At 56.0% G+C, this 24,024-nt stretch carries 18 protein-coding genes, 1 tRNA gene, 2 rRNA genes, 2 pseudogenes and 1 other annotated feature (1 of these 24 only partly in view); of the genes and pseudogenes, 14 read left to right on the top strand and 9 right to left on the bottom strand.

Going from position 1 to position 24,024, the window contains the following annotated elements; all coding sequences use genetic code 11:
* The 3 genes from DS739_RS07460 to DS739_RS07450 all read left to right on the top strand — a co-directional run.
* Nucleotides 1-1,833: ribosomal RNA gene (locus DS739_RS07460) — 23S ribosomal RNA — on the top strand (it extends 910 nt beyond the left edge of the window).
* Between the two features lie 106 nt (nucleotides 1,834-1,939).
* Nucleotides 1,940-2,055 (top strand): 5S ribosomal RNA (gene rrf / locus DS739_RS07455).
* Nucleotides 2,056-2,112: 57 nt separating this feature from the next.
* Nucleotides 2,113-2,189 (top strand) — tRNA-Met (locus DS739_RS07450).
* Nucleotides 2,190-2,660: 471 nt separating this feature from the next.
* Here DS739_RS07450 and DS739_RS14640 read toward each other — a convergent pair.
* The 6 genes from DS739_RS14640 to DS739_RS07420 form a co-directional block, all read right to left on the bottom strand.
* Complete coding sequence (locus DS739_RS14640; RefSeq protein ID WP_075624995.1) at nucleotides 2,661-2,831, bottom strand: metallothionein; 171 nt, start codon at nucleotides 2,829-2,831, stop codon at nucleotides 2,661-2,663.
* On the bottom strand, nucleotides 2,828-3,154 hold the full coding sequence (locus DS739_RS07440; protein WP_228391382.1) for a helix-turn-helix transcriptional regulator: 327 nt from the start codon (nucleotides 3,152-3,154) through the stop codon (nucleotides 2,828-2,830). The genes DS739_RS14640 and DS739_RS07440 overlap by 4 nt, the downstream gene beginning before the upstream one ends.
* Nucleotides 3,155-3,278: 124 nt before the next feature.
* Nucleotides 3,279-5,012: an ABC transporter ATP-binding protein/permease gene (locus DS739_RS07435; RefSeq protein WP_006115577.1), complete on the bottom strand. Its 1,734-nt coding sequence runs from the start codon at nucleotides 5,010-5,012 to the stop codon at nucleotides 3,279-3,281.
* Nucleotides 5,009-6,931 (bottom strand): threonine--tRNA ligase, encoded by a 1,923-nt coding sequence (gene thrS / locus DS739_RS07430; RefSeq protein WP_006115576.1) that lies wholly within the window; start codon nucleotides 6,929-6,931, stop codon nucleotides 5,009-5,011. The genes DS739_RS07435 and thrS overlap by 4 nt, the downstream gene beginning before the upstream one ends.
* Nucleotides 6,928-7,434, bottom strand: coding sequence for a Fur family transcriptional regulator (locus DS739_RS07425; RefSeq protein ID WP_006115575.1), 507 nt, complete (start codon nucleotides 7,432-7,434; stop codon nucleotides 6,928-6,930). Before DS739_RS07425 ends, thrS begins: the two co-directional genes overlap by 4 nt.
* Nucleotides 7,431-8,195 carry a DUF1826 domain-containing protein gene (locus tag DS739_RS07420; RefSeq protein WP_081461413.1) on the bottom strand — a complete coding sequence of 255 codons (765 nt, stop codon included), beginning with the start codon at nucleotides 8,193-8,195 and terminating at the stop codon, nucleotides 7,431-7,433. The genes DS739_RS07425 and DS739_RS07420 overlap by 4 nt, the downstream gene beginning before the upstream one ends.
* A 47-nt stretch (nucleotides 8,196-8,242) precedes the next feature.
* Here DS739_RS07420 and folE point away from each other — a divergent pair, with 47 nt between their 5' ends.
* The 4 genes and pseudogenes from folE to DS739_RS07400 form a co-directional block, all read left to right on the top strand.
* On the top strand, nucleotides 8,243-8,854 hold the full coding sequence (gene folE, locus DS739_RS07415) for a GTP cyclohydrolase I FolE (RefSeq protein ID WP_035352219.1): 612 nt from the start codon (nucleotides 8,243-8,245) through the stop codon (nucleotides 8,852-8,854).
* Nucleotides 8,851-9,360 (top strand): phosphoribosyl-AMP cyclohydrolase, encoded by a 510-nt coding sequence (gene hisI / locus DS739_RS07410; protein WP_006115573.1) that lies wholly within the window; start codon nucleotides 8,851-8,853, stop codon nucleotides 9,358-9,360. The genes folE and hisI overlap by 4 nt, the downstream gene beginning before the upstream one ends.
* A gap of 13 nt (nucleotides 9,361-9,373) precedes the next feature.
* Nucleotides 9,374-10,603, top strand: coding sequence for a zinc metallochaperone GTPase ZigA (gene zigA / locus DS739_RS07405; protein WP_039891580.1), 1,230 nt, complete (start codon nucleotides 9,374-9,376; stop codon nucleotides 10,601-10,603).
* Between the two features lie 36 nt (nucleotides 10,604-10,639).
* Nucleotides 10,640-11,269: pseudogene (locus tag DS739_RS07400) on the top strand (alcohol dehydrogenase catalytic domain-containing protein); the annotation flags it as partial.
* Nucleotides 11,270-11,310: 41 nt separating this feature from the next.
* Here DS739_RS07400 and DS739_RS07395 read toward each other — a convergent pair.
* Nucleotides 11,311-12,521, bottom strand: a protein-coding gene (locus DS739_RS07395; protein ID WP_096884248.1) for an IS3 family transposase whose coding sequence is annotated in 2 segments (ribosomal slippage) — nucleotides 11,311-12,236 and nucleotides 12,236-12,521 — 1,212 coding nt in all. Because the reading frame shifts where the segments join, the coding sequence is not laid out codon by codon here.
* Nucleotides 12,127-12,243: a sequence feature (AL1L pseudoknot), on the bottom strand. It overlaps the preceding gene by 117 nt.
* A 56-nt stretch (nucleotides 12,522-12,577) precedes the next feature.
* Between DS739_RS07395 and DS739_RS07385 the strand changes: the two are divergent.
* The 7 genes and pseudogenes from DS739_RS07385 to DS739_RS07350 form a co-directional block, all read left to right on the top strand.
* Nucleotides 12,578-13,114, top strand: a pseudogene (locus tag DS739_RS07385) (energy transducer TonB); the annotation flags it as partial.
* 56 nt (nucleotides 13,115-13,170) lie between these two features.
* The gene (locus DS739_RS07380) at nucleotides 13,171-13,671 is read left to right on the top strand and encodes a hypothetical protein (protein ID WP_006115429.1); all 501 of its coding nucleotides are present in this window, start codon (nucleotides 13,171-13,173) and stop codon (nucleotides 13,669-13,671) included.
* 111 nt (nucleotides 13,672-13,782) lie between these two features.
* Nucleotides 13,783-17,022, top strand: coding sequence for an efflux RND transporter permease subunit (locus DS739_RS07375; protein WP_006115428.1), 3,240 nt, complete (start codon nucleotides 13,783-13,785; stop codon nucleotides 17,020-17,022).
* 368 nt (nucleotides 17,023-17,390) lie between these two features.
* Nucleotides 17,391-18,539: a DNA cytosine methyltransferase gene (locus DS739_RS07365; protein WP_035353456.1), complete on the top strand. Its 1,149-nt coding sequence runs from the start codon at nucleotides 17,391-17,393 to the stop codon at nucleotides 18,537-18,539.
* Entirely contained in the window at nucleotides 18,536-19,399 is an 864-nt protein-coding gene (locus DS739_RS07360; RefSeq protein ID WP_035353460.1) for a hypothetical protein, read from the top strand. Before DS739_RS07365 ends, DS739_RS07360 begins: the two co-directional genes overlap by 4 nt.
* Nucleotides 19,396-20,328, top strand: coding sequence for a DUF4928 family protein (locus tag DS739_RS07355; RefSeq protein ID WP_006115426.1), 933 nt, complete (start codon nucleotides 19,396-19,398; stop codon nucleotides 20,326-20,328). Before DS739_RS07360 ends, DS739_RS07355 begins: the two co-directional genes overlap by 4 nt.
* On the top strand, nucleotides 20,325-20,726 hold the full coding sequence (locus tag DS739_RS07350) for a very short patch repair endonuclease (protein ID WP_035353463.1): 402 nt from the start codon (nucleotides 20,325-20,327) through the stop codon (nucleotides 20,724-20,726). The genes DS739_RS07355 and DS739_RS07350 overlap by 4 nt, the downstream gene beginning before the upstream one ends.
* 244 nt (nucleotides 20,727-20,970) lie before the next feature.
* Here DS739_RS07350 and DS739_RS07345 read toward each other — a convergent pair whose 3' ends face one another.
* Together DS739_RS07345 and DS739_RS07340 are read right to left on the bottom strand one after the other, a co-directional pair.
* Nucleotides 20,971-22,149, bottom strand: coding sequence for a site-specific integrase (locus DS739_RS07345; RefSeq protein ID WP_035353466.1), 1,179 nt, complete (start codon nucleotides 22,147-22,149; stop codon nucleotides 20,971-20,973).
* A gap of 489 nt (nucleotides 22,150-22,638) precedes the next feature.
* Nucleotides 22,639-24,009, bottom strand: coding sequence for a PLP-dependent aminotransferase family protein (locus DS739_RS07340; protein WP_006115424.1), 1,371 nt, complete (start codon nucleotides 24,007-24,009; stop codon nucleotides 22,639-22,641).
* Between the last annotated feature and the right edge of the window lie 15 nt (nucleotides 24,010-24,024).

The raw sequence follows: 24,024 nt of genomic DNA, 5'->3' as shown, positions 1-24,024 counted from the left end.
GTATAGCCTGGCAGACAGACAGTGGGTGCTAAGGTCCATTGTCGAGAGGGAAACAGCCCAGACCACCAGCTAAGGCCCCCAAATCGTGGCTAAGTGGGAAAGGATGTGGGGATTCCATAACAACCAGGAGGTTGGCTTAGAAGCAGCCATCCTTTAAAGAAAGCGTAATAGCTCACTGGTCTAATAGAAACCCTGCGCCGAAAATGTAACGGGGCTCAAGCCACGTGCCGAAGCTGTGGGTGCATATCTATGATATGCGCGGTAGCGGAGCGTTCCGTAAGTCAGTGAAGGAGACGGGGTGACCCTCTCTGGAGATATCGGAAGTGCGAATGCTGACATGAGTAGCGACAAACAGTGCGAGAAACACTGTCGCCGAAAGTCCAAGGGTTCCTGCGCAAGGTTAATCCACGCAGGGTTAGTCGGCCCCTAAGGCGAGGGCGAGAGCCGTAGTCGATGGGAAACAGGTGAATATTCCTGTACCTGCCAGAAGTGACGAATGCGATATGTTGTCAGGTCTTAACGGATTGACCTGGCTTTTGGAGCATTCCAGGAAATAGCTCTGGCGTATAGACCGTACCCGAAACCGACACAGGTGGACTGGTAGAGAATACCAAGGCGCTTGAGAGAACGATGCTGAAGGAACTAGGCAAATTGCTCGTGTAACTTCGGGATAAGCGAGACCCGTTGGTGGGCAACCATTGGCGGGTGGCACAGACCAGGGGGTAGCGACTGTTTATTAAAAACACAGGACTCTGCGAAGTCGAAAGACGACGTATAGGGTCTGACGCCTGCCCGGTGCCGGAAGGTTAAGAGGAGGTGTGAGAGCACTGAATTGAAGCCCCGGTAAACGGCGGCCGTAACTATAACGGTCCTAAGGTAGCGAAATTCCTTGTCGGGTAAGTTCCGACCTGCACGAATGGCGTAACGACTTCCCCGCTGTCTCCAGCATCGGCTCAGCGAAATTGAATTCCCCGTGAAGATGCGGGGTATCCGCGGTCAGACGGAAAGACCCTATGAACCTTTACTGCAGCTTTACAGTGGCATCAGAGACATTCTGTGTAGGATAGGTGGGAGGCTTTGAAGCAGGGGCGCCAGTTCCTGTGGAGCCATCCTTGAAATACCACCCTGAATTTTTCTGATGTCTAACCGTGGTCAGTTAGCCTGATCCGGGACCCTGTATGGTGGGCAGTTTGACTGGGGCGGTCGCCTCCCAAAGTGTAACGGAGGCGCGCGATGGTGGGCTCAGGCCGGTCGGAAACCGGCTGTTGAGTGCAATGGCATAAGCCCGCCTGACTGCGAGAGTGACAGCTCGAGCAGAGACGAAAGTCGGCCATAGTGATCCGGTGGTCCCGCGTGGAAGGGCCATCGCTCAACGGATAAAAGGTACTCTAGGGATAACAGGCTGATCTCCCCCAAGAGTCCACATCGACGGGGAGGTTTGGCACCTCGATGTCGGCTCATCACATCCTGGGGCTGGAGCAGGTCCCAAGGGTTCGGCTGTTCGCCGATTAAAGTGGTACGTGAGCTGGGTTTAGAACGTCGTGAGACAGTTCGGTCCCTATCTGCCGTGGATGTTGGAGACTTGAGAGGATTTGTCCCTAGTACGAGAGGACCGGGATGAACATACCTCTGGTGCACCGGTTGTCGCGCCAGCGGCACCGCCGGGTAGCTAAGTATGGAAGGGATAACCGCTGAAAGCATCTAAGCGGGAAACCCACCTCAAAACTAGGTCTCCCTGAGGGTCGTGGTAGACCACCACGTTAATAGGCCAGGTGTGAAAGCGTGGTAACACGTGCAGCTAACTGGTCCTAATCACCCAATAGGCTCACTCTCTTACTGTCCCCTTAAAAGGACAGCCCGTGCACAGAAATCATCCATATATACGCCTACTTCTTCTACCAACCGTCTTCCACACACCCTTACAGGGTGGACTGGATGACCTGGTGGCCATGGCGGGGAGAGATCCACCCGATCCCATCCCGAACTCGGCCGTGAAAACCCCCAGCGCCTATGATACTGTGGCTTAAGCCACGGGAAAGTCGGTCGCCGCCAGGTCTTCCAATCCACCCTGCCAAAACTTACTACCCCTACAAATTTCAACACAATCACAACCGCGGGGTGGAGCAGCCCGGTAGCTCGTCAGGCTCATAACCTGAAGGTCATAGGTTCAAATCCTATCCCCGCAACCAAAATTTCCAAATGAAATCAAGTTGTTAGCCCGCTCATAGAGCGGGCTTTCTGCGTTCTGCTCCACGCGCAGGATGCGTATAGGATGCAATCGGGAGTCGTAGTAGGGCGTAAACGGCCCGCGAAATCACAGCTTCACGATCGCGTGATTTTGAGCGGCTGTAGCACCGGGAACGACTTCGGCAGGTAACTGATCTCACCATGTCGAACCATACGGCAGGCTGCTGCCGGGATCATCCCAGATACATCCGCGAAAAGAGGACTTCCCTAAGGTGCCGTGGCACCGGGAATCCTCTCTTTTTTGCTGTCTGGATGAATGCCGATACGGGGGAGGGACGATGACTCCGGTTGGTGCAAGAGGCAGTGTCATCGGGAAGCTATTATGCTGAGAACTCACGTGTCGTCAGCATTCTGTTCGACGACGCAGATGTAGATATTCCTGCTGACCCCGGAGTCAGCAGGAACAGCCCAGATCAGCCGTGACAGGCGCATCCGGCATGGTGGCATCCGGCTCCATCCTTGTGATGCGTCGCGCAGGCTTCGTCACAATAGATGCGACCATCTTTCTCGACGCCGTTGTTAACGCTGACCACGCACACGCAGTCTGGGCAGGCACATTTTACGGATTCAACGGTAACGCTCATGGGTCTTCTCCTTCGGTAATGGCTTCGTCCACGTCATGCGGTTCAGTGACGTGTTCGATCATGTTGGTCAGCATCTGCCGGACATGACAGTCCGGCAGGTCATAGAACACCTGCTTGCCGTGACGTGTGCCTTTGAGCAGACGCGCACTGCGGAGCAGACGGAGATGATGCGACGTCAATGAAGGACTGAGGTCCAGCGTGTCCGCAATATCTCCAACGCTCATGGGCTGAGAGAGGCATGATGCGACAATCCGCAAGCGGTTCGGATCGCCAAGGAGGCGGAACATTTCTCCGAGTTCAGTGGCATGATCAGCAGTCAGCATCGTTATTCCCAAACACATGAACATGTATTCATATATCGGTGTGAGGAGAGGGGTGCAAGCATTTTCGTCATAGGAATGATGGCGGAAAGCCGGAAAGAGGAAATGACGACGCGCGCGCCGCCGCTCACTGTGATGGAGCGAAAACCTGAAGATCAATCGTCACAGGATGGCGTTCCTGTAGCGTGATCCGATGCGTGACGGACACAATCGTTACTGACGGGATATGGTCGCGCAGGAGGTCATAGAGCTGGTTTTCAGAAGCGGCATCAAGATTCGATGTCGATTCATCCAGAAACACCCATGCCGGCTGGTTCAGCAGGACGCGACCAAACATCAGACGTTGCTGCTCTCCCGGCGACAGCCGTTCAGCCCATCTGGCCTCGGTATCCCGATCATCGATCAGGGCCGACAGGCCGACCTGCGCGAGGACGGAGCAAAGACGATCATCGGAAACGGTCTCGGGGGAGCGGGGATAGCATAGGGTGGCGCGCAGGGTTCCAAGAGGAAGGTATGGGCTTTGCGGAACGAACATCATCTCCTCCGCAGGCAGTCGTATTGTGCCGCTGGTGAACGGCCAGACACCGGCGAGCGTGCGTAAAAGAGTCGATTTTCCGAGACCTGATGGCCCTAACAGGACAATATCATGTCCTTTGGGCAATGTTATGTTTACCGACGACAGAAGCACCGAATCATCCGGACGGTATATATCCAGATTATCAGTCACAATGTCGCACACGGTCGGCGTAATGTCGCGCGTGGTTTTCCCGATGCCGACGGACGCACGATCCATCGTGCGCTGGAAAGTGGCCAGACGAGTGACATTGGCCCGCCACTCAGTAAGTGACGCGTAGGAGGACCAGATCCATCCGAGTGCGTCCTCGACGCGGGAAAAAGCCTGCACAAGCTGCATCAGCGTACCGAAGGTGATCTTGCCAGCGAAATAGCGGATTGATCCGACGAGAAGAGCAAAATTTCCTGATAATGTTCCCAGACCATCCGTCAGGAATCCAAGCCATTTGGCGCGTTTCATAATCCCGAGGAAGTTGTCGTAGATGACGTCGAATTTCCCGATCAGAAGACGCTTCTCATGATTGGCCCCATCACTGAGAGCGATGCTGGCCGCGTGATCGCGGATATGAACCAGACTGTACCGGAAGTCGGCTTCCGCTTTCTGCTGGGCGATCCGCAGTGGAATCAGGCGACGACCCGTCAGATGCGTGACGGCCGACGCAAAGAGAGAATAAAGAAGGGCGATCCACAGGAAATAGCCTGGGATACGCACGCCGAATATCGAGATCGCACCTGACAGCACCCAGAGTAGGCCGACATAGCTGAACAAAGTGACAAGCCGTGACACGATGTCGAGGAACTGTGCCAAGGTGTCGCGCACGAAACCGTCGATATCTTCCTGGATGCGCTGATCGGGATTATCGCCAACAGCGGTCAGACCGGTTTCCTCTATGGCAATCCGGAAAGCGACGTTCTGGTCAAGCCACTGACTGACCATACGATGTGTGAGCCAGCGCCGCCAGCGCAGTTGCAGCAATTGTTGCAGGTAGGTGGCGTACACCGCCGCCAGCAGGGTAGGAACGGCGATGATGAAGAAGCCGGGGATCAGCATCGTCGGGGTGCGAACGAACCAGAACAGACCACGCAGGAAGGATGTGACGTCCCGCTGCTGCAGCGCGGTATAGAAAATATTCCGCGAAAACGATTGCAGCACATCCGCTCCCACGAGCAGAAGGGTCAGCCCCAGTACGACGCCAAGCAAACCCCACGCAGACTTTCGTTCATCCGAGGTGAAATAGGGGCGGCTCAGATACCAGAGATCCGCGAGAGCAGCGCCTAGTCCTCTCATGTGCCAAAGACCTGGAGCAGGCGGGAGCGGGAGGCGTCAGCCAGCAGGTTGATGGCCGTTTCCATAGCTATTGTTGGTGCATCCGGGTTTCCATACTCCCGGATGGAGACGGTTCCCGCCTGCGCTTCTTTCTTCCCGACGATCAGCAGTACGGGTACTTTCGCGAGACTGTGTTCACGGATCTTATAGGCAATTTTCTCGTTACGCAGATCGGGTACCACGCGGACGCCACGCTGGCGGAGTGCTTTGATCAGATCGTCCGCGTACTCGTCTGCGGCGGCGGTGATTGTCGCCACAACGACCTGAACGGGAGCGAGCCAGAAGGGCAGATGGCCGGCATGGTGTTCAAGGAGAATGCCGATGAAACGTTCCAGCGAACCGAACAGGGCGCGGTGCAGCATGACGGGCGGATGCTTGTCCCCATCCGCGCCGACATAATGCGCGTCCAGACGCTGAGGCAGATTGAGATCGACCTGCACGGTACCGCACTGCCAGTCTCGTCCGATTGCATCACGCAGTACGAATTCCAGCTTGGGGCCGTAAAAGGCGCCTTCCCCCGGATTGCGCGTGTAGGAAAGGCCCGAAGCTTCGACCCCGCGCCGTAACGCGTCCTCTGAGCGATCCCAGATCTCGTCCGATCCGACACGTTTTTCGGGCCGGTCGGAGAATTTGATACGGACATTGTTGAAGCCAAAATCTTTATAGATCGAAAGCACGAGATGGCAGATCCGCTGCGTCTCAGCTTCCATCTGCTCCGGCGTGCAGAAAATATGCGCGTCATCCTGTGTAAATGCCCGCACGCGCATGAGGCCATGCAGCGCCCCTGACGGTTCGAAGCGGTGGACCTTACCGAATTCCGCCATCCGCAGGGGCAGGTCGCGATAGCTCTTCAGGCCATGACGGAAAACCTGCACGCCACCGGGACAGTTCATGGGCTTGAGGGCGTAGGTGCGGCCTTCGGTCTCGGTGGTGAACATGTTCTCCCCGAATTTTTCCCAATGGCCGGACGCTTGCCAGAGAGACAGATCCATAATGTCGGGCGTATTGATCTCTACATAGTTCTCGGCCTGCTGGCGCGCGCGTAGATAGGCGAGAAGCGTCTGGAACAGCGTCCAGCCGTTTGGATGCCAGAACACTGCTCCCGGTGCTTCAGGCTGGAAATGGAACAGATCCATCTCACGTCCGAGGCGACGATGATCGCGTCGTGCCGCTTCTTCCTGACGTTGCTCCCACGCCGCCAGTTCGTTGGCATCACGACAGGCCGTGCCGTGAATCCTCTGCAGCATCGGATTGTTCCGATCGCCTTTCCAGTAGGCCCCGGCTGTGCCGAGAAGCCGAAATTCGTGTCCGATCTGCCCTGTGCTGCCGAGATGTGGCCCTCGACAGAGATCGACGAAATTGCCCTGTCGGTAAAAGCTCAGGACGGCATCAGCAGGCAGGGACCGGATGATCTCCGCCTTGTAGGGCTGTCCGTTCTCCTGACACCAGGCAAGGGCGCTCTTACGCTTCCATTCTTCGCGGATGATCGGCTCGTCCCGATCGACAATCTCGTGCATGCGGGCTTCGATCCGAACGAGATCATCATCCGTGAAAGCGCGCTCAGCAGCGAAGTCATAGAAAAATCCCTGCTCCGTGGCTGGTCCTGTCGCGAGTGCGGTGCCGGGAAAGAGTTCGCTGACGGCCTGCGCAAGAACATGGGCCGTGTCGTGCCGGATCAGGGAAAGTGCATCGGCGTCCGACCGGAAAACAGGCTCAGAAGGTCGGTCGCCCGACAAGAGTGTCGAATGGTCGAAGAGAGCGCCGTCCACACGCCGGGCTAGAACATCCTTTGGGGAGTATGATGCGGAACGGGAAGCGATGGTGGTCGATGACATGGGAGAACCTTGACGAAGAAGGGCGATGAGAGGGCAGCGGCTCATTTGGGGGCGCGTGTCGGAAGATCGTTCTGATTGGGGTGTTGCGACGCGGACGAGAAAGAAGGACAGGTACTGCACTGCGCGCAGACGCCCTGTACTTCCATCACCCGGTGCCTGACCTGGAATCCAAGGGTCTCGGCTGCGCTGTCAATCAACTGACAGGATGACGTGTTTTCAACCGCCTGCGCGGCGCCACATCGATCGCAGATACAGTAGACGAGGCGCGACGGATCGCCTGTCCGGATCCGCACGAAGGCATTTCGACTTTCGAGCCGCCCAACGAGCCCGTTGGCGATCAGCTTTTCCAGGGCTCGGTAAATTGTAGGCGGGGCGAGGCGGCGGCGATCCGGACGACTGACACACCGGAGGATATCGTAAGCTGATAACGGGAAGTCTGTTTCCGTCAGCACCTCGATTACGTCATTCAGCAAAGATGTGATCCGACCATTCGGAGCATTGGAAGCCTGATGGACGCCGCGAGAGGGCTGCGTGACATGTTCTTTCATCGGGAAACCGTATCCATCACAAGGATTGGCCCCGGCATCGCGCCGTTTGGGACACTGGCCGGGAGACGATGGAGGCAGCCAGGTTCGCCTTCAGCCGCCCCCTTGATAAACGCAACGGCGAAAGGCGACAGGGCACTGACAATGCCGCTCTTCGGGTCCTGACTGCAGCACCACTCCGCCCCGGTGCGCCCATAGCCGCAGATCAGCCTGAGAACATCGGGAGGCAACTCGAACGCAGCCTCACCACTGGGGGGCGTCATCAGTCGGATGTGCTGCCGGACGCCGCCCGTCAGAGCACCGAACAGAGAGGACAGATCCCTGACATCAGTCAGAATGACGGGAGGCCAATCCTGACGCACAGCCGGGGTCGCAAGGCAATCCGCGATCTCCGAAGGCGTGCCGAAGAGAGTGAGGGGAGATGAGGAACTCGACCACTCTGTGAGGGATATCTCCCATGCCATCGGAACCCTGCGGCCCCATACGACCATATCAACATCGGGCCTTTGCAGATCCATCACGACGGCCGCGTGAGCACACGCGACCACATGCGGTGCGGGACAGGCTAAGGCGGCGTCTTCTGGCGTATCGATCTTTGGCGCCGGCCAGCTCTCCATGAACAACATGGCACCGGGACGACCCTGATCGTTGAAGACTGGAGATTCTGGTTTTGGTGATGGGAAACGTGAGATTTCCGCCGTTGGATGAGGCTGTGTGAAAATAGGCATGGCTCCGGAGCTTGACGGGAAGTGGATGATGCTCATAATGTTATATTATAACATAACATAGTCAATGGCGGTATGAGGGCTGAATGGACGCACTGATTGAAACGCCCCGGAAAGTGCGGGCGCGACCGACACGGGCGCAGGCGGAAGAGGCGGTGCGAACTCTGCTTGCTTGGACCGGTGACGATCCCGATCGTGAGGGGCTTGTCGGCACGCCCGACCGTGTGGTGCGGGCCTATGAAGAGTTTTTCGAGGGGTATCAGGATGATCCGGTCGCTCTTCTGGAGCGGACCTTCGAAGAGACCGGAAACTACAATGAAATGGTGGTACTGCGCGACATCCGGCTGGAATCCCATTGTGAACATCATATCATTCCGCTGATTGGTAAGGCGCATGTGGCCTACCTGCCCGACAGGCGGGTGGTCGGCATCAGCAAGCTGGCGCGTCTTGTGGACGTCTTCGCCCATCGCCTTCAGATTCAGGAAAAACTGACAGCCCAGATCGCCGACACGATCCAGAGTGTTCTTCAGCCGCGTGGCGTCGCAGTCGTGATTGACGCGGCGCACCAGTGCATGACCACACGTGGCGTACACAAGCCGGGCGTCAGCATGGTGACCAGCCGCCTGCTGGGCGAGTTCGAGACGTCGGAATCCTTGCGTCGCCAGTTCTTCGCTATGGCGGGAATAGGGGGCGTATGATGGGCGAAGCTCCCCCTTCTGCATCAACAGCGTTCCAACCTCGTGTCTCTATCGAGCAGGTCGAGGAAGGAACCGATCTCGCCCCGCGTTTCGACGTCAGGGGACTGCTGACCGTGGTCACGACGGACGCAGAGAGTGGGGATGTGATGATGGTCGGCGTCATGAACGCCGAGGCGCTTGCCCGCACCATCGAAACCCGTGAGGCGCATTACTGGAGCCGAAGCCGCCAGTGCCTCTGGCGGAAAGGGGCCACGAGCGGGCTGATCCAGCATGTCATCGAAATGCGGATCGACGATGATCAGGACGCGGTGTGGCTGCGCGTGCACACTGCGGGCACAGGAGCGAACTGCCATGTGGGTTATCGAAGCTGTTTTTACCGGCGTGTCGATCTCCCTGCTGATGAAGTCATTTCGGCGTCATTGGCTGAACTCGTCTTTTGCGAAACGCACAAGACCTTCGATCCGGTCGCTGTCTATGGCGACGTCCCGAACCCGACCCAGCTCTAGAGGAGAAACACCTATGGACAAGAGGCTTCCCGTCACCGTGCTGTCCGGCTTTCTGGGCGCGGGTAAGACGACCTTGCTCAATCATGTTCTGAATAACCGCCAGGGCTATAAGGTCGCGGTCATCGTCAACGACATGAGCGAGGTCAATATTGATGCTGATCTCGTGCGCGAGGGCGGCAGCAATCTGTCGCGCACCGATGAGAAACTGGTCGAAATGACCAATGGCTGCATTTGCTGCACGCTGCGCGATGATCTGTTGCAGGAAGTGCGGCGGCTCGCGGAGGAGCGGAAATTCGATTATCTGCTCATTGAATCCACGGGCATCGCGGAGCCGCTGCCTGTCGCCGCGACGTTCGAGTTCCGTGACGAGAATGGCGTCAGCCTGAGCGATATCGCACGGCTGGATACGATGGTGACGGTCGTGGACGCGGTCAATCTCCTGCGCGACTATTCCTCCAGCGATTTTCTGAAGGATCGGGGCGAAACAGCAGGGGAGGACGACGAGCGCGCACTGGTCGATCTGCTCGTCCAGCAGATCGAGTTTGCCGATGTCGTGGTCATCAACAAAGTCTCTACCGCCGCGCCGGATCAGGTAGACGCGGCACGGAAGATCATTCGCGCGCTGAATGCGGACGCCGACATCATCGAGACCGATATGGGGCGGGTTCCTGTTGAACGGATCCTGAATACCGGTAGCTTCGATTACGACAAGGCGCACCAGCATCCGTTGTGGTTTAAGGAACTTTACGGGTTTGCCAATCATGTTCCTGAAACGGACGAATATGGCATCCGCAATTTCGTCTACCGGGCGCGGCGTCCGTTCGAGCCCGCAAAATTCCAGGCCTTTCTTGACCGGAACTGGCCGGGTGTCGTGCGCGCCAAAGGTCATTTCTGGCTGGCCACGCGCCCGGACTGGGTAGGAGAAATGAGTCAGGCCGGAGCCCTTGTGCGGAGCGAAGCAATGGGGTTGTGGTGGGCCGCGATTCCGAAAAACCAGTGGCCGGACAGCGATCAGTGGCGGGATTTCGTTCTGGGGAACTGGGATTCCGTCTATGGCGACCGGCGGCAGGAAATCGTCTTCATCGGCACGGCGGAGATGGATGAAGCAGGACTGCGCCGGGACCTTGATGCCTGTCTTGTGCCGGATCTCGGAGATACCCCTTTCGAGCCGTCACGCTACGCACGCCTCCCCGATCCTTTTCCGGTCTGGCGTCGCCAGTCGGAAAGTCTTGAGCCGGCCTGAACGAGCAATCACACGTCATTACTGAGGAACATTTCCATGAAAACCCGAGCTGCCATTGCGTGGGAACCCAACATGCCGCTTGAGATCGATCTGGTTGATCTCGAAGGCCCGAAAGACGGCGAGGTTCTGGTTCGTATCGTGACCACGAGCCTGTGTCATACAGATATGTTCACCCTGTCAGGGCATGATCCGGAAGGACGCTTTCCGTGCATTCTTGGCCATGAGGGCGTGGGGATCGTCGAGGATGTGGGCAAAGGCGTCACCTCTGTTGCTCCGGGTGATCATGTCATTCCGCTCTATATTCCCGAAGACCCGAACTGCCCGATGATCCGCTCGGGCAAGACCAATCTCTGCTCAACCATCCGCGAGACACAGGCGCTTGGGCTGATGCCCGACGGCACAAGCCGTTTTTCATACAAGGGCCGCCAGATCTTTCATTACATGGGCACCAGCACGTTCAGCGAATACACCGTGTTGCCCGAAATTGCTGTGGCGAAGATCACCAAAGATGCGCCGCTTGCCAAAGCCAGCGTCATGGGGTGCGCCGTCCCGACAGGCATGGGCGCCGTGCGGAACGCCGCGAAGGTGGAAGCGGGCTCGACCGTGGCTGTCTTTGGTCTCGGCGCGATCGGTATGGCTGTTATACAGGGCGCTGTCATGGCTGGCGTGAATTGCCCCGGGTTTTGTGGAGACGTTTTTTATCTGATTTAAGCGGCTAATGCATGTGATTTCTGTTGTGCATAAAAGCGTGCCTCAGCTTCTGCTGGCGGGATGTTTCCAATGGAGGACAGGAGCCGCCGATTATTGAACCAGTCGACCCATTTAAGTGTTGCCAGTTCAACAGCTTCCCTGTTTTTCCATGGCCCCTGCCGATAGATGAGTTCGGTTTTGTAAAGTCCGTTAATGGTCTCTGCCAAGGCGTTATCATAGGAATCCCCAACACTGCCGACAGAAGCAACGAGCCCCGCTTCAGCCAGTCTTTGCGTGTAGCGAATGGACACATATTGACAGCCGCGGTCGGAATGGTGGGTCACTTTTCCCTCAGGCTGCCTCTGGCACAGAGCCTGCTCAAGGGCATCCAGTACGAAGTCGGTATGAGCCGTTGAGGAGACACGCCAACCCACAATAACCCGTGCAAAGACGTCAATGATGAAGGCCACATAAACAAAGCCCTGCCAAGTGGAAACATACGTGAAATCCGAAACCCACAGTCTGTTGGGGGCAGGAGCATGAAACTGGCGCTGCACCAGATCCTGCGGACACGGACGTTGCGGATCAGGCCGTGTGGTTCTGACCCCCTTGCCACGAATGACGCCTTTCAGCCCCATCCGGCGCATCAGCCGCTCTACCGTGCAGCGGGCGACATCCACGCCTTCACGTCTGAGCTGATGCCAGACCTTGCGCGCTCCATAGACGCAGAAATTATTATTCCACACTCTACGGATGTCATCGCACAGTTCTTTGTCTTTCTGGCTGCGCACACACGGATTTTTCTGTCTGGCAACAGTTGCATAATAGGCAGATGGTGCAATCGACAGAACCCTGCAGATTGACCCGACACCATATGTCTGCCGGTGCTCCTCAATGAAGCGTGTCATGGCTTGAAGATGCGGTCGAGCTCCGCCTGGGCAAAATATGCCGACGCCTTACGCAGGATTTCATTGGCCTGCCGCAATTCGCGGTTCTCTCGCTCCAGTTGCCTGATCTTCTCTCGATCAGGCAGGTCACTCACCGCAGGCGCATTGGCACGTTCATGCAGACGGGTCCATTTTGACAGCGTGTCAGGATGAATATCCAGCTTTGGCGCTATCATCATCACTGCAGACCACCGCGAAGGATGGTTCTTCTCTTCCTCCAGAACCATGCGGGCTGCACGGTCACGAAACTCAGGCGGAAAACGCTTCGATTTATTGCTCATGAATTCTTCTTACCTCACGGGTCTTTCTGTCTCCACAAAACCCGGGGCAATTCAAACCGCCCAAGATCACGGCGCCACCTTCACTCGCGCCCAATCCACCGGTGCCAGTTCCCAAGCCCGAAAAGCCAAAGAAGCTGGTCAAGAAGCACAAGCCGGTGCCGATGCTTAAAAAGCCGATCCCCGACAAGACGCCACCCGCCGAGGCGACGACAGCACCGCCTTCTTCGGAAGCCCCTCCAGCACCCGCACAGGCAGCACCTGCACCGGGTGCTTCGTCGTCCAAGGCATCGCATGATCCAGTCACGTGGCAGGGCGCGTTGCTGGCGCAGCTTGAAAAATTCAAGCGCTATCCGTCCGATGCCATGGCCGATCATCAGGAAGGCGTGCCGACCGTGACCTTTTCCATGGACCGTAAAGGCCATGTGCTCACGGTCACACTGGCCAGCAGTTCCGGCCATCCGCTGCTGGATCAGGAAGCCATCGCTCTGCCCAAACGCGCCCAGCCTCTGCCCATTCCGCCGGACAGTGTCGCGGGGGATCCCATCACCCTGACGGTGCCCGTCGAGTTCTACATCCACGCTGGCGGAAACTGAGATTTTTTCCGTTCTGGCTCCCATTCCCTTTCTCTGATCGTGACAGGATCAAACCCATGCTCGCCTTTTCCGAACATCGCCGTTCTTCACCATCCCTGAATGAAATCCGCCCCGGCATGGGCGCCAGCCGCAGCGCCGTGCGCAGCCTGGAAGAACGCAGTGAAGAGGCCGGCATCAAAATGACCGATCTAAGGCGCATCCTGTTTCATGGTCTTCTGGAAGCCGGGCCACGCGCGACGGCGGTGGAAATCTGGAAAACGCTCGGCCGGATCATGGAGCAGGGACACGTTCCCTCACAGGGGTCTATCCAGCGCAATCTGAATCTGTTTCTGGAGCGGGGCATCCTGCGCCGTGATGTCACGCCGGACCGGCAATGGCTCTACAGTGTGGCTCCGGAGCCGAGGGCAGCGCTTGCGATTACCTTTGTGGAAGCGGGGACGGGACGGAAGATCGCCTGTCACGCACCGGAAGTGGCGACGTTGTTGCGCCGGGTGGCCGCCGAGCATGGACTGGCCGTGCAGGGTGCCGCCATCACGGTCACATCCTCAGCCGGGTAAGCTTTGAAAGCCCGCTGAAAGGAAGCGAAGATTTTTTCGTGCTCCTTTGAAAAAATGCCCGCATCGATCGTCTTATAGAGTGAGCCCTCCCGCAGGGACGGGACATCTTCCTTGAAATTCATCGTCTGGTCTGTCCATCGCCCGGTGGCGACAACGCTGCTGCTGCTCTCCGCCGTGCTGTCGGGACTGATGGCGCTGCCCCGTCTGCCGGTCTCCGACCTGCCCGATGTGGACTTGCCGGTGATCTCGGTCTCGGCCTCCAATGCCGGCGGCTCGCCCGAGGTCATGGCCCGCACGGTGGCCGCCCCACTGGAGCGGCATCTGGGCAATATCGCGGGTGTGACGCAGATGATGTCCACCTCCACGCGGGGGGAGACTTCCATCTCTTTAGGGTTTGAACTGGGCCGGGATCTCAATGGCGCCGCGCGGGACGTGGAAGCGGCCATAAGGGCCGCGCGGCGCGACCTGCCAACCACGCCGGGGTCAGACCCGAGCTACCATCGCGCCAACCCGAATGCGACACCGGTGCTGATCCTTGCAGTGACACCGGGCATGCAGCCCATGCCGCGTCTGTATGATCTGGTGAACACCACCCTGCGGCCCATGCTGCTCCAGGTGCCGGGGGTAGGGGATGTGATGCTCATGGGCAGTTCCGCGCCGGCCGTGCGGGTGGAAATGAACCCGCTGCTGTTCTTCAAATATGGCATGGGGTTCGAGAACCTGCGCGCAGCACTCGCTTCGGCCAATGCGCATACGCCAAAAGGTGCGATCGATATGGCCGGGCAGCGCTACCAGTTGGCCGTGAACGATCAGGCCGACCATGCCGCAGCGTATCGGGATCTGGTGATTGCCTACAAGAACGGACGCCCCATCCGGCTGCGCGATGTCGCGACCGTCACCGACAGCATGCAGGACGTGAACGCGGCTGCCTTCTTTGACGGCACACCAGCCCTGACCCTGATGGTCCGCGCCCAGCCGGGAGCCAATCTGGTCGGCATTGTCGAGGCCGTGAAGGCCCGCCTGCCGCAGTTGCGCACGCTCATGCCGCCGGGCGCGGATATCACAGTGGCGCGGGATGGTTCGGCGGTGATCCGGTCCTCGCTGCACCATACGCTGGTGACACTCCTTGCCGCCTGCATTCTGGCGCTGGCCGTGGTCTGGGTGTTCCTGCGCTCATGGACCGCCTCTATTGCAGCCGCGATCATCGTGCCGTGCTGCCTGATCGCCAGTCTTGGACCGATGCATCTGGCGGGGTTCGGGCTGGATAACCTCTCGCTCATGGCGCTGACGGTGGTCACGGGGCTGGTAGTGGATGACGCCATCGTGGTGATCGAGAACATCATCCGCATGCGTGAACAGGGGCTGTCCATCAATGAGGCCGCCATTGCCGGGGCCAGCGAGGTGGCGTTCACGCTGCTCTCCATTACCGTCTCGGTGCTGGCGGTGTTCCTGCCGATCGGGCTGGCCTCGGGCCTGACGGGACGGCTGTTCCGGGAGTTTGCCGGGACGGTGGGGATCACTGTCACGGTGTCGCTGGTCCTGTCCTGCGTGGTCACACCGTGTCTGACTGCGCTGTGCATGCGCTTTGCCGAAAACAGAACCGCCGTGCATCCAGAAGTGGATGTCGCAGATTTTCTGGATCATGAAAAACACAGCGGCAGCCTGTATCGCCGCACCCTGGAAATCTGCCTGACCCATCCCGGCAAGACCGCATTGCTGCTGCCGCTGACCCTGCTGGTAGGCGTAGTCCTGTTCACCCGTATGCCAAAGGTCGTGTTCCCGCGTCAGGATATCGGCATTGTCTCGGGCGGGTCGCGGGGCAGCGGCAGTTCGCTGGCGCAGACCAGGGCGCGACTGGAGCGGTTCAGCAGGGTGCTGCTGGAGGACCCGGCCGTCAGCCACGTCATCGCCTATCTCGATACCGGCGAAGGCTCCAGCCACGGCATGGTGTTCGCCTCATTGCGCGACCTGTCCACCGGGCGGGCATCGGGAACGGAAGTGGCGGCCCGCGTGGTGGCCCGGATGGGGAAAGACATTCACGCCGAATATCACGCGCAGGCGCCGGGCAACATCATGATGCGGGTTGGCTCGAACAGCAGTGGAGTGAGCTACATCCTGCGCAGCGAGGATGACCGGCTGCTGGGGCCAGCGACACGGAAACTGGCGAAAGCCCTGCGTCATCACCCGGAATTTGCGGATGTGGACCCCGATGTCGATCCACCGGGACAGGGGATCATACTGGCGATCGACCGCGATACCGCCGCCCGTGTCGGTGTCACGCCACAGGTGATCGGCAACACCCTGTCCGATGCACTGGGCCAGACCACGGCCTCGGTCGTCTACACGACACACGGGCAATACAATGTAGTGCTGACCGTGCAACACCGCTTCCAGCGCGATCCCGAAATCCTGAAGCAGTTCTGGATCAGCCCCTCGGGCGGCTCCGCCTCGGGCAGTTCGGCGTCGAACACCATCCGGGTCGTGACATCAGCCACAGCCAGCACCACAACCTCGACCGGTGCGACGGCGTTTCGGAACCAGATCGCCAATTCTCTGGCGGGCGGGGCGAATGCCTCGACCGGATCGGCTGTGGCGACCGGGGCGGAGACACTGGTGCCGCTGTCGGTCGTGGCCCGCATCACCCCCAGTCTCGACCCGGTGGCCGTGACCCATATCGGTTACGCCAGTTCCGCCTCGCTGGCGCTGGAACTTGCGCCCGGCGTCAGCCTGTCACAGGCGCAGGCGATCATCGATCAGGAATGGCGAAAGCAGCATCTGCCGAAGGAGATCAGTGGCGAACTGCAGAGTGATGAAGGGGACGTCGGCAAAAGCACCCATGACAGCGAGATTCTGATCATCGCTGCTGTGCTCGCCGTCTATCTGACATTGGGCATGCTGTATGAAAGCGTGTGGCACCCGCTCACCATTCTTTCCACCATTCCCTCGGCCGGGATCGGGGCAGTGGTCGCGCTTGACCTGTTCGGCCTGCCGTTCTCCGGCATGGCGGTCATCGCCATGCTGCTGCTGACGGGCATCTCGCTGAAGAACGCCATCCTGCTGGTGGATTTCGCCATCCATGCCGAGCGCGAGCACGGCATGACACCACGGGATGCCATCCGTGAGGCCTGCCTGTTGCGACTACGGCCGATCGTCATGACCACCTTTGCCGCGGCCTTGGGCGCGTTGCCGCTGGTGCTGATGGGCGGCTATGGGATGGAACTGCGCCAACCATTGGGCATTGCGCTGATTGGCGGTCTGCTCGTCAGCCAGGCCCAGACCATGTTCACGACCCCGGCACTCTATCTGCTGGTGGCAAGAGGGGCCGCAAAAAATCATTTTCGCACTTACTAATAGGTTCTTTATCGCCACTATCACTACATAACGTCTGATAGGCTCGGATAGATCGTCGATAGCGTCTGATACGAATGATTTCTTTTTCCAGGTTTATTTTTGAGAACAAGTCAGGAACATTCGTCTGGACATACGAATATTTTGGCGCCATCATGGCGCCATGAGCCATGCTACAGAAAATTCGGGAGTTCACGCGATGGACCGGATCAATCTGCGCCTCTCTACGGAGACGTTTGGAGCGATTGATGACGCGCGCGCAAAAAGGGCTGGAAGAGTGTCTCGTAACACTTGGATAGCGGAAGCGATTGAAGAAAAGCTCGCGCGTGAGGTGGTGTCGTTACAAGAAGATGACGTCAGGTCTACAGCTAATGCCTAGTTTTTACGAATTTTTTGCTGGCGGCGGGATGGCCCGTGCGGGACTGGGGGACGGCTGGACGTGTCTGTTTGCCAATGATTTTGATCATAAAAAAGGTCTGAGTTATCAGGCCAACTGGGGAACAGGAGGAGAATTGCGGGTTGGGGACGTCAATGATGTCCGTGTTGAAGACTTACCTGGTGTTGCAGATCTCGTATGGGGTTCATTCCCATGTCAGGATTTGTCGTTGGCTGGAGGGGGCGCAGGTCTTAAAGGAGAGCGTTCTGGCACCTTCTATCCTTTCTGGCATGTCGTGAGAGAGCTTGTTTCAGAGGGAAGAGCCCCGAAAATTATAGCTCTTGAAAATGTCATTGGCACGCTGACGTCTCATGGGGGACAGGATTTCGACGCTATCTGTCGGACTTTTGTCGAGACCGGATATCGGTATGGAGCGCTCGTAATCAACGCCTCATTGTTTGTGCCTCAGTCACGTCCTCGCTTGTTCATGATCGGGGTGCATAAGGATGTCGAAATTCATCCTTCATTGTTATCTCCTGAACCGCTTGACCCGTTTCACACCAATGGATTGAAGAGGGCTGTTCAGGGAATATCAAAAAAGGCGCAAACTCAATTTTTGTGGTGGAATATTCCTACTCCATCGCATCGGCATACAACTTTCGCTGATCTGATTGAGGAGGCGCCTACTGGAGTGCCTTGGCATACAGCCAGCGAAACCGAAAGATTGATTTCGATGATGTCTGCCACCAATCTCGCCAAAGTAAATGCTGCAAAACGTGCGGGCAGGCGTATGGTGGGAGCCATCTATAGACGAACACGTCTTGATGAAAACGGGGCGAAAGTTCAGCGTGCTGAAGTGCGGTTTGACGATATCGCAGGTTGTCTTCGGACGCCGGCAGGGGGTTCAAGCCGTCAGACAATTATTGTTGTTGACGGCCGGAAGGTTCGGTCGCGGCTAATCTCCACTCGTGAAACAGCAAGGCTGATGGGGCTCGGAGATCATTACAAGCTGCCTAAGAATTATAATGAAGCTTATCACCTGACAGGGGATGGCGTAGCTGTGCCTGTCGTTCGTCATCTGGCGCAGCATATCCTGGAACCGTTACTTGGCATGGTTTCCGAAGGGAAACAGGAAGCGGCATGACCATTATTCCCTGTAAACAGAACAAGGGATTGCGCGATCAAATCGAGAGGTTTGCTGAAATACTTAAAACAGAAGCGCATAAACTTGGCGACCATGGTTTGGATGAGCGAGAGTTCTATCAGTCTGGTTTGTTTCGTGGCGCGATAGAGCGTGTCCGTGGCCAGTTTTCGGCCACTATGCGTGGCAAACGAGAGTTTGTTCAGCATGCGCTGAATCATATGGAAGACGGCGGTTTTATTGCTGGATGGGATCTGACAGATAATGCAAACCGTAATGATTATATTGTTCGTCTAAATAGTGGACGTGTTGCTGTTATTGACCTTAAGGGCTGTCTTGATGGGAATAACACGAATATTTTTGAACGACCGCCACTCGCTGATGAGTTTGTGATCTGGAGTATCTGTTCCAATCCTGGTGCAGATCCTCAACGAAACGCTTGGTCGGGCATTCACACACGTCTTAGCGCTGAAATGATTGCGCGGAACCAGCGAGTGGATGGGGTGCTGTTGTGGGATATGGTTTGCGCGACAATTGGTAGACCTTGCCCAAAATCCGTAGATGGTGATCGGTTGACCAATCTTGGTCCTTTTTGTGTGCCTCCTCCGTGTATCTATCTGTTTCCTGAGAATATCCCTTCAATTTCTATTCCTTTTGTTAAAGGACGGGATATTGGAGAAGTTGAAATTCTCGCGGCTTTTAATGCTGCTTTCGGTGGATATGCCGAGGAAATCCATCATGTCGACTTTCGGATGGAAATGCGAGGAAGTGAGTTGATGCGTCAGACAGTTGTGCGACGTGCTGGCACGATAGAACAGGTTTCAGAAATGACGGCAATTCGACGAGTTGAGAAAGATTTATGATGTTATCACAACGAGCCGTATTGGCGGCGTTTGACGATGATTATATCGGTTTGTCAAAAGGGTCTTTATCTCTTGCTCTGATCCTAACGAGGAATGCGGCATCGAAGCAGTTCCCGTTAGATAAAAATTCGTTCGTAACAACAAAAGGAGGGCAAGTCGCCGGATTGGGTGGTGGGGCGGTAAAGAAAATACTTAAAGACCATGGCATTGAGCGTATTCTCTCTAGTGAAGGGGGTAGAACCAGTCGAGGGAATATGGAGAGAATGAATGCATACATTGATGTTCTAAACGATCTGCATTCTCACAATTTATTGGATTTAGATGCTGCGGAGAAATATTGGGTAGAGCGTGCTCAGGCGTATTTTGACGCTCTTCCGTTTACTTTCAAACTTGATCCATCACGCTCTTTACGGGCTTGTGTAAGAGATCTTTTGGCGCAGGCCGTAGAACGTCAACGTGAGGTTTCCGGCACCATGTATGCGGGCGCTGTTATGCAGCATCTGGTCGGAGCCAAACTAAATGTGATCACAAAAGGTAGTATTCGTCATCACGGTTTTTCGGTTGCGGATGCGCCATCTAATCGCTCAGGAGATTTTTTGATCGGAGATGTGGCTATTCATGTCACAACTGCGCCTGGAGAAGCGCTTATTCGGAAATGCCAGGACAATCTCAGTTCCGGTTTACGTCCTCTTATTGTGACTACAGAAGATGGGGTAGGTGGCGCCAAAGCACTCGCCAAGCAGGTTGGAGTAGACGATCGCCTTGATATTATTGAAATCGAGCAATTTTTAGCGACGAATGTTTATGAGTGGAGTACCTTTGAACGGGACGCCAGACAGACGGCGGTGAGGGATATTATCGATCATTATAATAAAATTATCGCCGAGTGCGAGAGCGACCCAAGCCTCAGAATTGAATTTGATGGATGAAAGTAGATCCTGTTCGTTCACGAACTATGAGGGCAGTTAAGTCGAAGAATACGAGCCCGGAGTTGGTGGTAAGAAAGCTTATCCATGCAATGGGATACAGGTTTCGGCTCCATCGTAAAGATCTTCCTGGCTCTCCAGATTTAGTTTTTCCAGGTCGAAAATTGGCTTTATTTGTGAATGGATGCTTTTGGCATGGGCATGATTGTCCACGAGGAGCACGGATTCCGAAAAGCAACACAGAGTATTGGACAAAAAAAATTGAACGCAATCGCGTGCGAGATAAAGAGACGCTGATCGCATTGCAGAAGTTAGGTTGGCGTGTCCATGTTATATGGGAATGTGAGATTAAGGATAGGGAGCGCCTTGAAGTAAATATCAAGTGTCTCATGGAATTATAGAATAGATTACGCCTTTGGAGGTATATTAATGATGTATATTTAAAATATTACTTGTATAATTCTAGCGGTCTCGTGGGTTTGAATATCGTCGTCGTTTCTCTCCTTTATGATTTGGACGCGACGATGCTGTTCTCTTTTATTCGTACTGGTGTAAAGACGACTTGATTGTTTCGCGAAAGTCTGACGGAGGCTTGCACGGTCGGGGTATCATTAATCGTTTTGACACCACTTTGCGTGACGCCGGCTAATCAATCGTAGCCTCCAGTGTTTCTCTGGGTAGGGCAAGGGCAGCAGAAATTTTTAGGTCGATCCCTTTGACCGCGCGCTGGATGGGCTCTTTCTTGAGGTGGGCGTAACGTGCTGTTGATTTAAGATCACGGTGACCTAGAAGCTTTCCGATCATGATCAGATCCTCGCCGAGTTCCAGCGCATCGGACGCAAAGGAATGGCGGAGATCGTGAATGCGGACATCCTCCAGCCCGGCTTCCTTTCGGATGCGCCGCCACGGCTTCTCCAGATCAGTCAGGTGGCCACCGTCTTTCCGTCCCGTGATGACATAGGGATTGCCCTCGACCCTTGGTATGTCTCCAAGCAAGCCAATCGCGCTCTCGCCCAACTGCACGGTGCGAGCGCCATTTTTGCTGTCGGGTAACCTGATTACTCCTTCGTCCAGAAAGACATATTCCCATTTTAGGCGCTGGATCTCTCGAAGACGGCAACCAGTTAAAAGCAGGAGTTGAAAGGCATTGACGGCTTCCGGCATCGTGGACCTGGCATCGTCGAGTGCTTTGCCGAGGCGCTGATGTTCTTCTGCTGCGAGGTAACGCTCGCGCTTCTGCTCCTTATAGCGTTTCACGCCCCTGCATGGATTGACGTTGTCTGTCCGCACACCCCAGAGAATTGCCAGAGAGAACATTTTCGACAGCACCCCCAGAGTCCGGTTGGCCTGATACGGGATATGCCGATAGGTGTGGTGGAATGTGACGACATCAGAATGCGTGACAGCGGCCATCTTCCGGCTGCCAATTTTTTTCGTAATGAACAGGTCAATCGCGCGTTGATATTCGGCTTGTGTGGTTGATTTCAGATGCGTCTTCACATGCCGTTCAATGAAAATCTTGCAGAACTGGCTGACAGTGGGGGAGGTCCGCTCTTCGCCGCGTTCGGTATTTGGATCGTTACCGTCTTTCACACGGGCGAGGATTTTGATTGCTTCGTCGCGTGCTTTGTCTGCCGTCCAGGGACCGTGATGGCCGATCGTATAACGACGGAACCGGCCATTGGCTCGATAATGAACCACGTAGCTCATCCGGCCCGAAGGCCAGACCCGCAAGGCGAAGCCGGCGACCTGATCGTCCCAGACGATGTAGTCCTTTTCGGCAGGCTGGAGGGTGGCGATTATGCGCTTTGATATCCGGGGCATGGCTTCCTCCACAGGATGCATATAGGATGCAAATGGGATTGAAACATCAGCGTGAGTAAGCGTAGACAGAAGAGCCAAAATGAATGACTTATTCAATTAAAATAATAGGATAGTAGTGGTTCTTCGGGGTGCGTCGGGAAATTTCGTGGCAGGGCGTAGCTCTTACCTACAAACTCATAACCTGAAGGTCATAGGTTCAAATCCTATCCCCGCAACCACGCACTAAGTGATTGATATCACACGGTAAAAGCCATCCATAAGGGTGGCTTTTTTTGTGCCCAAAATCCATCGCAGGAAACACATAGGAAACAAACGAAAAGGAATTCAGGCGGGTTTTTGTCGGTTTTCACGTTTGCGTGATGGAGCGAGTTTGGGGCCTTCTGGCCCGTATTGGGAGCCTGTGGCTACACCATACGACAGAGACGAATGTCTTGAACGGATACCTTGCCTAATCGGACTGCTCAGGAATGGGCACCCGCTATTGTGAGTCTAGATCGCTAAATTGGATTTAATTGTTGGGTTTTTCATCCGTATATCTGCAATTAATTTGAGTGCGATATTTAACTCGGTGATTGACGGTGCTCCCAAGCATAGTCGAACTCCACAATTTAGTTTGCGTCGGTTGGCGTCGGTTGATTGGGGAGAGGTCAACAGGACACCAAGGGATTCGGCTGTTTTCTTCAGATCGCGCGCCTCGGAATCTGACATCGGAAGCCATACATGATAGCCTGTATGGTCAGATTTAAGCATAAGGCTACCGAGCAAGGTCTGAGCCAGAGAGACGCGTCTGTCTGCTTCTTCTTGAATCGCTTGAGTTACAATTTCAGTCGTGCCGTCGATAAACCACTGTTCCATAATCGCGCAGCAGAGAGGCGATACTATGATGGCAGTGGCCTGCAGCGCCTCTTCTATCCGCGTATACATATGCTCGGGCACAACAAGGCCGCCAATGCGGAGCGTGGGATTCAGAGTTTTGGACAGGCTGTTCGCATAAAATGTCAGCTCGGGCGCAAGCATGGCGAGCGGTGGCAATTCAGGATTAGCAGTAAGCGTATAGACATCGTCCTCAATAATCATGACATTATGACGACGGCAGATTGACACAATGGCTTCGCGTCGTTCGCGGCTCATTGTGGCTGTTGTTGGATTTTGCATGGTCGGCGTCACGTAAAGAGCAATTGGACCGGGGCGTCGCGCGATGAGTGCTTTCTCAAGTGCTAGGGGACAAAGACCTTCGTCGTCCATCTGGAGACCAACTAGATGAATCCCCTGATGTCGAGTTAGCGAGATGACGCCAGGATAAGTCTGCGCTTCAGTAAATAACGTTCCTCCAGAATCACATGTGACGGACAATGCAAGAGAAATGGCGTGGTGAGCACCGTTAGTCAGTACCAGCTTTTCTGGATCAGTTTCCATACCCAGGCGGGTGAACCATCGGGCAACCAGTCGACGGTGTTCGTCATGGCCAGCTAGTGGCGGGTAGTCGTTAAAGAAGTCTGAATCAACATGTTTCGAAAGTGAAGTTAGCGTTCGTGCCAATAAACGCTCAGTCAGAACTGATGGTGGGACATTTCGGGACAAATCAATAAGCGGTCTACGGCGCGTTTGTGCGAGAGCGACAAAAGTGCCTCTTCCCTTTACGCTTCGAACCAGTCCCCGACGTTCCAGAACATTATATGCCTTCGTAACTGTGCCCACACTGATGCCCAGTCTGTCAGCCAGATCACGGTGTGCTGGCAGTCGGTCTCCTGTGTCGATCTGTCCTTCAAGAATATCCTCGGCGAGCGCAGCAACCAGGCGGGATGAGGGTGAGGCTGTGCTGTTAGCGAGGCGTGGAGTCCACGGTGAAATCAAGCGCATGGATCTTGCCTCTCG

Source organism: Acetobacter sp. JWB (assembly GCF_003323795.1).
GTDB classification, from domain to species: Bacteria; Pseudomonadota; Alphaproteobacteria; order Acetobacterales; family Acetobacteraceae; genus Acetobacter; species Acetobacter oryzifermentans.
This window is presented reverse-complemented; position numbering and strand designations above follow the sequence as displayed.